Below are 11814 nucleotides of genomic sequence, written 5' to 3' on the forward strand. Positions count from 1 at the left end.
CCCAAGTGGAGCTGCATGATGACCATCACTATTACCGCGTTCGAAAAATCGCCGGATCGCGGCCAGGGGCTGGCGCGTGACACACGCGTTCGCTGGGCGCTTGAAGAAGCGGGGCAACCTTACGAGGTTCGCCTTGTCTCATTTCGCGCCATGAAAGAGCCCGCCCATTTGGCCATCCATCCCTTCGGCCAGATTCCGACCTACGAGGAAGGCGACCTTGCCCTGTTCGAGACCGGGGCGATCGTCCTGCATATTGCAGAACACCATGCGGGACTGTTGCCGGATGATGCCAACGCCCGGGCACGGGCGATCTCATGGATGTTTGCCGCCGTCAACACGGTGGAGCCGCCGATCCTTGATCTCGTTACCGCCAAAATACTGGAGGGCGACAAACCATGGAGCATGGAACGTCTGCCCCTGGTCCAGGACCGCATCCGCCATCGGCTTCGCCAGCTCGCTTCCCGGTTGGGTGGCGCAGACTGGCTTGACGGCCTTTTCAGTGCAGGCGACCTGATGATGGTGCACGTACTGCTCCGACTCCGCCCCTCGGGCATTCTGGACGAATTCCCCAGTCTCGCCGCCTATGTTGCTCGCGGAGAAGCCCGGCCTGCATACAAGCGCGCTTTTGCGGACCAGTTGGCGGTCAACCATCCTGACCATCGCGGTCGTTGAGGCGATTCCAGCGCTCCAGGCAAACCTGATCGCGGTGCTACGGCCTATTTCGCCTGTCTCCTTTGCCATTCTTCAAACCCTGGCGTCCCCGCACCGAGTAACCAGGTCGTCGTGGAGAAACAAGAGAACCACGCCATCGAACGGAGCACACAGCGACAGCACTAGGGCTATGGCGCCCCCGCGGAGGACCTGCAATCCATCATTTGTGCCTTGAACACCGGGCACAGCAATACTGTCGGCCCGTTGCAGAAGGTGGACTGGCTGAAGCAGATCACCATGGGGTTTCAAACCCCATTGAGAAACCGGAGCCCGAGTGCGCATCTGAAGGTATGCCACCACAGTCGTGTGACGATGCGGTGGGCAACTGCCGCAGGCAATCACTGCCATCCGGCAGCGTCGGCAACAGCTGAGCAACCCTCTCGACCTGCACCTCTCTACTCAATACGTTGTCCGGTGCGGCAAGCGCACCCTTGGTCCCAAGAGACAAAAGATGTCATGGACGAACAGCGCTTGCTTGAATGCCGTTATCCGCGTGAAGGCGGGGATCCCGTGCCCTGCATGCCGCCTACCAAGTCACTTGGATTCCCGCCTTCGGGAATGACGTGAAGTGGGTTTTGCGCTTGAGCAATCACCATTCTTGCCAGAGACGCGGCACGGTCGAGCCCGCCGTATCACGCAGCCTCTCGACCAGGAAATCCACAAACGTCGACATCAGCCATGGTTTTCTCTCATCGTGCAGCTACGTGTCAGGGACGACTAGCTGGATCTGATAGATACCTGAAATTTGTCCCTTATACCTTTTCCGATTTTCCGGAGGGCTACGTAGGCCATGCACTTTCGGTGTACGCAGTCTGTGGAATGTACTTCGGCGCTCGCAAGGGAAAGGATGTACGAACCGCGGCAAGCGACACCGCTCATCTGTAGGGTCCTCTGCTAGTGACGATCCCCAACTTGCACTGTTCTCGTACAACGCCAGCACGCAACCTCCCTGCAGCCGCTGATTGGTGCGAAGCATGTCCACGGCATCACCACGCCTTTGCGCGTGGCCGTTTTTTTCTTGTTTGCACAGCTGCCGCATAAAACGGACGAGCTGCAGTTCATGAAGGAAATATGGGTCCAACCATCGCGCAGACATTTTTTGGCCGCCAAGCGAGCTCGCGCGCCAGCTAGGCAGTACGCGCCGGCCAGCTCGCCTCAGTGGCTCGGGCAACTGCCTCGATGAACTTGGTTCATTTCAATAACTTGAGAAGAAACAACATGATCAATTCAAATAATGTCATCTACGCCATTCAGCCAAATGGTGATCTGATGTGGTATCGCCATGACGGGAGGGGCGACGGTAGTTTCAGGTGGGCCTCAAATGAAGGAAAGAAAGTTGGCACAGGCTGGGATGGTTCCGCAACCGTGTTCTCCGGTGGAGACGGGATCATCTATGCAATTCAACCCTTACACATAGATATTCGAACAGGCCAACGCAGCGGTGGTGATCTGATGTGGTATCGCCATGACGGACGTGACGATGGCAGCTTCAGATGGGCTTCGAATGAAGGCAANCTGGGATGGTGCCGCAACCGTGTTCTCCGGTGGAGACGGGATCATCTATGCAATCCAACCCTTACACATAGATATTCGAACAGGCCAACGCAGCGGTGGTGATCTGATGTGGTATCGCCATGACGGACGTGACGATGGCAGCTTCAGATGGGCTTCGAATGAAGGCAAAAAAGTTGGCACCGGCTGGGGGGGCGCTTCGAAAGTATTTTCCGGTGGGGACGGTGTTATCTACGCTATTCAGGAAAATGGCGATCTKATGTGGTACCGCCATGACGGGTGTGACGACGGCAGTTTCAGATGGGCTTCAAATGAAGGCAAGAAAGTTGGCACGGGCTGGGGCCATGCTNGAATGAAGGCAAAAAAGTTGGCACCGGCTGGGGGGGCGCTTCGAAAGTATTTTCCGGTGGGGACGGTGTTATCTACGCTATTCAGGAAAATGGCGATCTGATGTGGTATCGCCATGATGGGCGGGGCGACGGTAGTTTCAGGTGGGCCTCAAATGAGGGAAAGAAAGTTGGCACAGGCTGGGATGGTGCCGCAACCGTGTTCTCCGGTGGAGACGGGATCATCTATGCAATCCAACCCTTACACATAGATATTCGAACAGGCCAACGCAGCGGTGGTGATCTGATGTGGTATCGCCATGACGGACGTGACGATGGCAGCTTCAGATGGGCTTCGAATGAAGGCAAAAAAGTTGGCACCGGCTGGGGGGGCGCTTCGAAAGTATTTTCCGGTGGGGACGGTGTTATCTACGCTATTCAGGAAAATGGCGATCTTATGTGGTACCGCCATGACGGGTGTGACGACGGCAGTTTCAGATGGGCTTCAAATGAAGGCAAGAAAGTTGGCACGGGCTGGGGCCATGCTTTGAAAGTGTTCTCGGGCGAAGATCATCCTCGCGCAACAGGCAAGCTTCAGTTCCGATTGCTCGGCTTCGATGAACTTGATTCGACGGACTCATTCCTGCAAGGGGCAAGCGACGAGGTGTATATGTCGGCTATCGGGACAGACTCGACGGCAGTGCACGTCGGTTCAGATGGACAACCAACAGTTGACCTGGTAAACGCGAATATCGTTGGCGACGTTTCCGAAGATTCTGTACGCGGCCCGTGGCGCCTCAACCCTTATGTTTTGCTTGAATTCGATCTACATCGAACTGGCGATTGGCCGCGCAGCTATACAGCCACATTGTTAATTGTGGAGAAGGATAACCAGGATCTCGCCAACTCCTTCAGCGAACTGTATGAAAAGATTGGCGGCAAGATCAAGGAAGCAGTGGTCTCTGAGGCAACTACTGTTGGCGCGATGGTAGGTACCGCCATATACCCAGGCATTGGCACCGCCGTTGGAGCTGCGATAGGTGCTTTGGCGGGATTTGGGTACGACGCAATTATGCCGTTGATTAGAGAGGGGCTGGGGAACGACGTATTCACACCTAAATCAATCACGCTCGATATTCCCGGACCACGCCTCATACAAAACCTGCCGGATGTTGACCAGCCAAAGGTTGTTCGCATAGAGGAACTAGGTGCAAAGTACGATATTCACTATGACTGGCATTTTGTCGATGACTGAAATGCGCCCCATTGCCACCCTCCACCACATGCTGCGGAACACATGCGGGATCGAAGCGCGGCAGCCGAGGCGGGCGGATAGCAAGCCGGAGAGTATTTAACTTCCTCCGTCCCGGTTTTTGACGCACCTCTCCGGCGCACTTGGCCCCGCGATCCTGGAGCGAATGCTCGCTCGCGGCTGGGTGCGTCGCCAGAGCTTGGGGCGCGCGTTGGTTGTCTCGCCGGCGGGCGTGCGGTTTATCCAACAGCTCTAGGAAGAACATGGCCGCAGTGCCACGGCCTGTTTCGTTCCCCTGCGCCATCCTCCAAACCCAGGCACCCCCGCATCGAGTAACCTGGTCCCCATGGGGAAACAGGAGAACGATGCCATCGAACCGAGCGCGCCGCGGCGACGTTGGGGCTATGGCGCGCCCCTCGCACAGTTCCTCTCGGAGGATGCGCAATCCATCATCGGTGCCTTGACCACGTGGCACAGTTTTGCTGTCGACCCGTTGCAGAAGGTTGCCTGGCTGGAGCAGATCTCCCTACTGAAAGATCTGCTTCGCCCATGGGCGACATCCACGGGCGCGCTGTATTTCGAATACGACATCCCGCGCCTTGGCTCACGGGTCGACACGGTACTCGTGCTCGAGCACGTCCTGTTCGTGCTCGAATTCAAGGTGGGTGCCAGTGACTACTCGCGTGATGCCAACGATCAGGCCTGGGATTACGCCCTCGACCTGAAGAACTTCCACGAAGCCAGCCATCAGATCCCCATCGTCCCGATCCTCGTCGCCACCAAGGCTGAGGCGAAGTCGCTTTCCATTGACACCGGACACCATGACGACGGCGTCCCGCGGCCATTGCACTGCAACGCCACGAGCCTGGCCGATGCCATCCGACTCGGTCTCCACCACTTTCCGTCGGAACGGATCGAACCGGAGTGCTGGCAGCGCGGCCGTTACCATCCCACGCCGACCATCGTGGAAGCGGCTCGCGCCCTGTACGCCGGCCATAAGGTCGATGAAATTTCCCGCAGCGGCGCCGACGCCGAGAACCTGAGCGTGACGGCGAACCGGCTGGCCGAGCTGATCGCCGGCGTGCGGCAACGTGGCGACAAGGCCATCTTCTTCGTGACGGGCGTTCCGGGTGCCGGCAAGACGCTGGTCGGCCTGGATATCGCCAACCGGCACACGGACAAGGAAGACAGCCTCTATAGCGTGTACCTGTCCGGCAACGGTCCGCTGGTAAGTGTGCTGCATGAAGCATTGGCGCGTGACCAGGTGACGCGTGCAAAACAATCGGGCAACACCCTGCGCATCGGCGAAGCCCGAAGCGCGGTCAAGCAGTTCATCCAGAACGTCCACCATTTCCGCGACGACTGCCTCGCCAGTTCCGATGCGCCCATCGAACACATCACACTGTTCGACGAGGCCCAGCGTGCGTGGGATTTGAACCAGACCGCCGGCTTCATGAGTCGCAAGAAGGGCGTCGAAGGCTTCGACCAATCCGAGCCCGAATTCCTCATTTCCTGCCTGGATCGTCATGACGATTGGGCCGCCATGGTTTGCCTCGTGGGCAGCGGGCAGGAAATCAACACCGGTGAAGCCGGCATCAGTGAATGGCTGGCCGCGCTCCGCCAGCGCTTCGACCGCTGGCAGGTTTATCTGTCACCACGGTTGCACGAAATCGAGTACCACGCCCACGAGGAACTGGAGGCATTGCGAACCAACCCCCAGGCGCATTGGGACGATGCGTTGCATCTGGCAACCTCCATGCGATCGTTCCGCGCCGCACGCGTGTCCGAGTTCGTCAATCTGTTGCTGGCGCTGGAAGTGGAATCCGCACGTGACGCACTCTCGGAGGTCTTGCCCAACTTTCCCATTCGCCTGACCCGCCACCTCGACCACGCGAAAGCATGGTTGCGCCAGCAGGCCCGCGGCAGCGAGCGGTATGGAATCGTCGTGTCATCACAGGCGCAGCGACTCAAGCCGCACGCAATCGACGTTCGCGTCAAGGTCGATCCCGTCCGCTGGTTTCTCGAAAGCAGGCAGGACGTACGCTCTTCCTATTACCTCGAAGACGTGGCCACGGAATTCCAGGTGCAGGGGCTTGAGCTCGACTGGACGTGCGTGGTGTGGGACGGGGACCTGCGACTCAGCGCCGACCAGTGGGACCATTTCAGCTTCAAGGGCAAACGCTGGGAACACGTCCGCAGCGCGGCCCGGCAACGCTACCTGCTAAACGCATATCGCGTGCTGCTCACACGTGCACGACAAGGGATGGTCATCGTGGTTCCGGAAGGCAGCAGCGAGGATCCGAGCCGGAAGCCAGGCTATTACGACCCTGCCTTCGGGTTGCTCGCCAGTCTGGGCATACCCCGGTTGTAGCGCGTAAACCGGGGCGGACCAGCTCCTTGCGCGTCACGCCAGGGCCCTGACGATCACCTGCCTTCTCGGCAGCAAGCGTCAATGGTCGTCCAGACCATCGCGCAGTGCCTTGGCGAACGCCTGCGGTTGGTCGATCCAGGCGCAATGCCCGGCATCGCGGATGACGTGCAGGTGGACTTTTCCCGCCTTGGCCAGGGCGGACCACAAACGGGCCGACGGATCGAGATAGTCGCTGTCGCCCTGTATCACCGTGATCGGTACCGGATGCGCGGCGATCGCCGGCCGCACGTCCCACGCGGGCATGCTCGCGGCAATCGCGGCACCCGCCGCGTGGTTGTAGTAGATGCCGCCGCTGGTGAGCTGGTGCCAGCGTTCCACGTGCACCAGGTCCAGCGGCGCGTTGTAGCGGATGCGCAAGCGCATCCTCGCCTGCTGCGGCGTGTCGCGCTGCTTGTCCGACGGCAGGCCGGCTTCGGCCAGCGCCCGCGCGATGGCGTCTTCGCGCGACATCATGGCGGCTTCCCGCTGCTCCAGCGCCTTGTCGTAAGCATCCGACATGTCCTTGTTCATTACCGGCGGCATGCTGCCGGCCAGCACCATGCGCTCCACGTGCGTGGGGTAAGCGCGGTAATAGGCCATGGCCAACAGGCTGCCGAACGAGTGGCCGAACAGCGCCAGTCGATCGCGGCCCAGCGCAACCCGCAATGCCTCCAGGTCATCCACCATCTGCCGCATGGTCAGCTTGCCCTCCGTTCCCGCCGGCACCGGCGACAACACGCTGCCGCGCTGGTCGTACAGGACGAAAGCATGCCGCTTCAGCTGCGGTCGCAAGGCATCGATGATGTAGTGGAAATCGCGCCCCGGCCCGCCATGCAGGAACACCACCGGCGCGCCCTGCCCGATCTCGGTCACGAACAACTTCGCAACGTGATCCGTCGTCGGCAGATACCAGGCGTTGCGCTGCACCTGGTTGAAGACATCGTGCGCCCCGGGCTCCGTCGCGCCGTCGGCGTCGGCCGCATTGGCGGCGGTGCATACGAGGCCAGCGGCCAGAACCAAGGTAAAAAGACGAAGTACGCGCATGGCAGCCATCCTTCATGAAGACGGCAAGAGGTTACAGCGCTCCTTTTCCTCGCGCCCCCTCTTCCGAAAAAACGCATACGCCCAATGAGTGGCTCTTGGCCCTATACATGGCGGCATCTGCAGCGCGCAGGTAGTCGTCGGTTGTTGCAAAGCCGGCCTGGCTGCTGACCACCCCGATGCTGGCGCCGCAAGTCACGCTGTGCGCGCCGAGCTGATAGGGAGCAGCGAGGGCAATGGCCATCTGCCGGGCGCGCTCGATCGCACCGGCGTGGTCGACGGACTCAAGCAGCACGTTGAATTCGTCGCCACTCATGCGGGCGACGAGATCGACCGCCCGCACACAGGATTCGAGCCGGCGGGCAACCTGCTGCAACAGCTGGTCACCCACATGGTGCCCAAGCGTGTCATTGATGGTCTTGAACTGGTTGAGGTCCAGCAACAGCACGGCGAATGTATTGTCAGCGCGTGCCGGCGCGTCTGCCGCTTGGGAGGCATGGTCCCGATGCAGCGCAACCGCGTGCTCAAGGCGATCGCGGAACAACGGCCGGCCTGGCAGATTGGTCAAGGCGTCGTACGAGCTGCCGCGCTCGGCCAGATCGCTCAATGACCCGGCCATCCGCACGGCAACGCCAGCTTCGAAGTGCGCCACCCCGCGCCAGTTGAGCCACACCAATCGCCCCGATCCATGACGCGCGCGAAAATCCACCGAAAAGTTGGGCCGATCGCCCGACAGATGCCTTCGATACGCCGCCTGCACGCGCTCGTGGTCATCGGGGTCGATGAGCTGTTGCAGGAAGTGCCAGCCGTCATCATGCAGACCGCCGGCGCCGCTCAGCCCGACAATCTCATGGAAGCGCTGGGACACGTGCAGGACATCCGTGTGCAGGTCCCAATCCCAGATGCCGTCATTGGAGCCGCGCGTGGCCAGCGCATAACGGTTGTCGGATTGCACCAGCTCCAGCTCGGTATGTTTCTGCCGGGTCACGTCGATCATCAGGCCGATCATGCGATTCGGGCGATCCTTGTCGACATCCACGCGACACAGGTCGCGCACCCATACGACCTTGCCGAATTTGGTGATCAGCCGGTAACTCATCTCGTACGCATAACTGTGCGTCGCGTTGTACGCGGCGTTGTCAATGACCAAGGCCTCTTCCAGATCGTCGGGATGCACGCGCGAACGCCAGAACCCCGGGTCGGCCCGCCACTCCTCCACCGTGAAACCAAAAAGGCGCTCCACCTGCGGGCTCAGAAACGTATTGCCCACGCCGCGTTCGGCTTCCCAAACCACGCCGTCGATGGTTTCCAGCAACCGCAGGAAGCGTTGGCGAACCTCCACCAGCACCTGCTCGGTAATCTCGACAATCTCGATCAGCACGCCCTGGCGGCTGATCACCCGTTCAGCGTCATCCGTCTTCGGCTGGAGTTTCAGCCGCATCCAGTGATAGTCCGCGTTGGCCACGCGCAACCGGAACACCGGCATGCCCGACCGCAAGGTACCCGTGTCGTCGGGATGCACGAAGTCCAGCAACGACCGGCCCAGCGCCTCCTCCACCGAATGCCCCGTTAGCTTGTGCCAGGCGGGGTTCACGTAGGTGATCGTCCACAAGGCATCGGTTTGCACCACCGCCTCGGGCAGCAGTTGCAGCAGTTCCAGAGGCGGCGTCAAACGGTCGGGCATTGCTGTTTATGCTTACCGAAGCACCCTCACCAGTCCAGCCCTCAGGCATGACGCCTGGGCCGACCAGCCCGGAGTACATCGAGAGGCCGACGCGCCAGCCTGCCGCGTGCGCACTGACTGGGCATCGCATCGCGCTGCCGCGAAATGCGCCGAAACCTGATGCGCACCCGGCATCGATGGCAGGAAGACTGCGGAAGGGTCCCGGGCCAATGGATCCTGATCCGGGTGGCAACAGGGCCAATCGGCACGCCGCGCCGGGAGGCTTCAGGGCACCGGCAACACGCTGCTAATCTCGCGGCATGAATCTGCGATATGCATCGGCAAGCCTGTTGTTGTGGCTGTGCGCGGCGGCGTACGTCTGCGCTGCCGAGCCCGCAACCATCGAGCGCTCGGCCACGTTGGCCGACGTCTTTCCGGCGGCGCAGGTCCAGGCGCTGCGATCGGTGTTGCCCGCCGATCAGCGGGTAACGTGGGCCGTGCGCTTGCCGTCGACCTCACCGCGCAGCGTGCTGGTATTCGTCAGCCCCAACGCCGCGGCAGACCCACCGCCGGGCTGGGACACGGTGCTGGATCGGCACGCCACAGTGTGGATCGCCGCCCGCGATTTCGGTAATCCGGCACCGAGCCATCAACGCGTGCTGGTCGCATTGATGGGATTGGCGCTGGCACGGCGTGACTACGTGCCGGCCGACGCGCGTCGCTACATCGGCGGCATGTCCGGCGGCGGACGCATCGCCAGCATCGCCGCCACCACCTTCCCGCAGCGGTTCGACGGGGCGCTGTACCTCGCGGGCGCGGACGATTTCGGCCAGGCCGAGCCAGCGCGGCTCGCCGCCATCGCCGCGAATCGCTACGTATTCCTGACCGGCGACAAGGACTTCAATCGCCGCGAAATGCGGCAGGTCCACCAACGCTATCGCAAGGCCGGCGTACCACAGACCCTGCTGCTCGACCTGCCGCACTTCGCTCATCACTATCCTGGCGCGAACGATCTCGAACGCGCACTGGCCTTCCTCGATGGCGGGGCTGAGCGATGAAGAAGACAGCCACCGCTCCCTTCGATAGCGACGATCGCGCCCGATCTCGATACGCCGTATCCGGAGGCGATGGCCGATGCCACTTGCTGGTGGATCGAGGACGCGCTTCGTCCCGTATGATTCTCTCTCGAATCGGGCTGGCGCGGGCGCGCGGGCCGCGATGCGGTGAAGCGATTGCACAATAATCCGAACCACCCTTCCCATACCCGGCGCTGACACCATACGAACGGAGCCCTGATGAGACACAACAAACTCGGCACGCTGGCGACCCTGCTCGCCGTTTCCCTCGCCGCATGCACGCAAGCCCAGGATGCCGAAGATGCCCCATCGGCAAAAGCCGCCCACGGCGAGAACCTGTCCCAAGCCTGCAGCTCCGTCGACGCCGAAACCGGTGAGCTGGTGCCTTTTGCACGCCTGATCCAGTTGCGCATGGAATTGCGCTACCGCACCGATTACCGCCACGAATTCGACAGCGGCGACGGCACCGCAAGCAACCAAACCGAAATGAACGCGCTCGTCCAGGGTTCTGCCGACCTGCTCGCCTGCACATGGAAGGAATTCGGCTACAACCAGTACATGTTCCATCCCGCCAGTGAGGACGACCTGCCGCCCTTTCCCAACACCGCGTCCGGCACCGCAAGCCTGAAAGGTCTGGCGACCACGCATGCCGTGGTACACGGTGAAACCATCACCTCGAAGCAAACCGTGGAGGCCAGCGGCAAGCTCCGGGGGCTCACCTTGGCGATACCGACCCGCGACGAAACCATGCCGGACGACGATGGCACCTGCATCCTGGTGGATTTCGACGCCCCAATGTCCGGCAGCCAGGTGCTCGATGCCACGGGCAGCGAGGGCGGCCACAAGCATGAGGAGTCGTCACCGGCGTCGCTGGTGGACAACAACTATTCGGCGTTCGACGTCAGAACCCACGCCGACGGCGAGTCCGAGTTCACCAATCATTCGCTGAGGCTCTGCGATGGCCCGCGCAACCGGCCCGACCCCATTCCGCAGGATCTGCCCGCCCGTGGCATGACGATCAGCCCGGACGAATCCGTGTGGAGCCGCAGCGGCGAATGGGTCGGCCACAACTCGATGCCATCCGAGCGCCGCTACCTCGACTTTTCACTCAAGGTCGTTCCCCGAACGCTGCCCTATCCGAACCCATAGCACCAGCAAGGACGCCTCACACAATTTGGACGTCCGGACGGCCGTCCTTCGGCCGCACAAAGGTCTTGCGCATCGGCCAGTGCGACACGCTGGACAGCTGGAAAGAGATCATCCATACGACTCTGAACCGCGGCGGAGGAAATGAAGCGGCCACGGCGGCTCAATCGAACAAGCGGCGCTCGCGCCCTTCGTGATCGAGCAGCCAGCGCTTGCGGGCCAGGCCGCCCGCGTAGCCGGTCAGCGAACCGTTGCTGCCCAACGCGCGGTGGCAAGGCACGAACAGCGAAATCGGGTTGCGCCCCACCGCCGCGCCCACCGGATGAAACGCCTCGGGCCGGCCGATCGCCCGCGCCAACGCGGCGTACGTCGTCGTCTCCCCGCTTGGCACCTCGCACAGCGCGCGCCACACCTGCTGCTGGAACGCGGTGCCTTCCGGCGCCAATGGCATGTCCAGCTGCGTCAACTCACCCCCGAAATAGGCGTCCAGTTGCCGCGCCGCCTCGCGCAACAAGGCCGTCGTGGTCTTTCGCCACCCGACTTCCGGCGAGATCGCCGGAAAGTACTTCTGCCCCTCGAACCAGCCGCCTTTCAGCGCCCCGTCGCGCTCGGCGACCACGAAAACCCCTAGCGGCGTATCGATGGGGAGGTAAACCAGATTGTCCAGCATGATGAAG

The 11814-nt window shown here is 61.6% G+C and carries 7 protein-coding genes; 4 read left to right on the top strand and 3 right to left on the bottom strand.

What is annotated here, in order from left to right; all coding sequences use genetic code 11:
• Positions 1 to 18: 18 nt before the first annotated feature.
• Together ASD68_RS05315 and ASD68_RS05325 are read left to right on the top strand one after the other, a co-directional pair.
• Positions 19 to 672 carry a glutathione S-transferase family protein gene (locus tag ASD68_RS05315; protein ID WP_056605204.1) on the top strand — a complete coding sequence of 218 codons (654 nt, stop codon included), beginning with the start codon at positions 19 to 21 and terminating at the stop codon, positions 670 to 672.
• A 3475-nt stretch (positions 673 to 4147) separates the two neighbouring features.
• On the top strand, positions 4148 to 6172 hold the full coding sequence (locus ASD68_RS05325) for a DUF2075 domain-containing protein (protein ID WP_082545960.1): 2025 nt from the start codon (positions 4148 to 4150) through the stop codon (positions 6170 to 6172).
• A 78-nt stretch (positions 6173 to 6250) separates the two neighbouring features.
• Here the strand turns inward: ASD68_RS05325 and ASD68_RS05330 are convergent, their stop codons facing one another.
• The gene (locus ASD68_RS05330) at positions 6251 to 7255 is read right to left on the bottom strand and encodes an alpha/beta hydrolase (RefSeq protein WP_162247408.1); all 1005 of its coding nucleotides are present in this window, start codon (positions 7253 to 7255) and stop codon (positions 6251 to 6253) included.
• Positions 7256 to 7286: 31 nt separating this feature from the next.
• Positions 7287 to 8936, bottom strand: a complete 1650-nt coding sequence (locus ASD68_RS05335) for a sensor domain-containing diguanylate cyclase (RefSeq protein ID WP_056604265.1) — start codon at positions 8934 to 8936, stop codon at positions 7287 to 7289.
• A gap of 299 nt (positions 8937 to 9235) precedes the next feature.
• On the opposite strand from ASD68_RS05335, the gene ASD68_RS05340 reads away from it, so the two are divergent.
• Together ASD68_RS05340 and ASD68_RS05345 are read left to right on the top strand one after the other, a co-directional pair.
• Positions 9236 to 9973 carry a tannase/feruloyl esterase family alpha/beta hydrolase gene (locus ASD68_RS05340; protein ID WP_056604268.1) on the top strand — a complete coding sequence of 246 codons (738 nt, stop codon included), beginning with the start codon at positions 9236 to 9238 and terminating at the stop codon, positions 9971 to 9973.
• Between the two features lie 237 nt (positions 9974 to 10210).
• On the top strand, positions 10211 to 11140 hold the full coding sequence (locus tag ASD68_RS05345) for a hypothetical protein (protein WP_056604271.1): 930 nt from the start codon (positions 10211 to 10213) through the stop codon (positions 11138 to 11140).
• Between the two features lie 160 nt (positions 11141 to 11300).
• Here the strand turns inward: ASD68_RS05345 and ASD68_RS05350 are convergent, their stop codons facing one another.
• Positions 11301 to 11807, bottom strand: coding sequence for a methylated-DNA--[protein]-cysteine S-methyltransferase (locus ASD68_RS05350; protein WP_056604275.1), 507 nt, complete (start codon positions 11805 to 11807; stop codon positions 11301 to 11303).
• Positions 11808 to 11814 lie beyond the last annotated feature (7 nt).

Origin of the sequence: Rhodanobacter sp. Root627 (assembly GCF_001427835.1) — a bacterium.
Lineage (GTDB): Bacteria > Pseudomonadota > Gammaproteobacteria > Xanthomonadales > Rhodanobacteraceae > Rhodanobacter > Rhodanobacter ginsenosidimutans.

What these genes read in the sequence shown, in the direction of transcription:
- ASD68_RS05315 (WP_056605204.1), top strand. Translation starts at nt 19, where the DNA reads ATGACCATCACTATTACCGCGTTCGAAAAATCGCCGGATCGCGGCCAG.
- ASD68_RS05325 (WP_082545960.1), top strand. Translation starts at nt 4,148, where the DNA reads ATGGGGAAACAGGAGAACGATGCCATCGAACCGAGCGCGCCGCGGCGA.
- ASD68_RS05330 (WP_162247408.1), bottom strand. Translation starts at nt 7,255, where the DNA reads ATGCGCGTACTTCGTCTTTTTACCTTGGTTCTGGCCGCTGGCCTCGTA.
- ASD68_RS05335 (WP_056604265.1), bottom strand. Translation starts at nt 8,936, where the DNA reads ATGCCCGACCGTTTGACGCCGCCTCTGGAACTGCTGCAACTGCTGCCC.
- ASD68_RS05340 (WP_056604268.1), top strand. Translation starts at nt 9,236, where the DNA reads ATGAATCTGCGATATGCATCGGCAAGCCTGTTGTTGTGGCTGTGCGCG.
- ASD68_RS05345 (WP_056604271.1), top strand. Translation starts at nt 10,211, where the DNA reads ATGAGACACAACAAACTCGGCACGCTGGCGACCCTGCTCGCCGTTTCC.
- ASD68_RS05350 (WP_056604275.1), bottom strand. Translation starts at nt 11,807, where the DNA reads ATGCTGGACAATCTGGTTTACCTCCCCATCGATACGCCGCTAGGGGTT.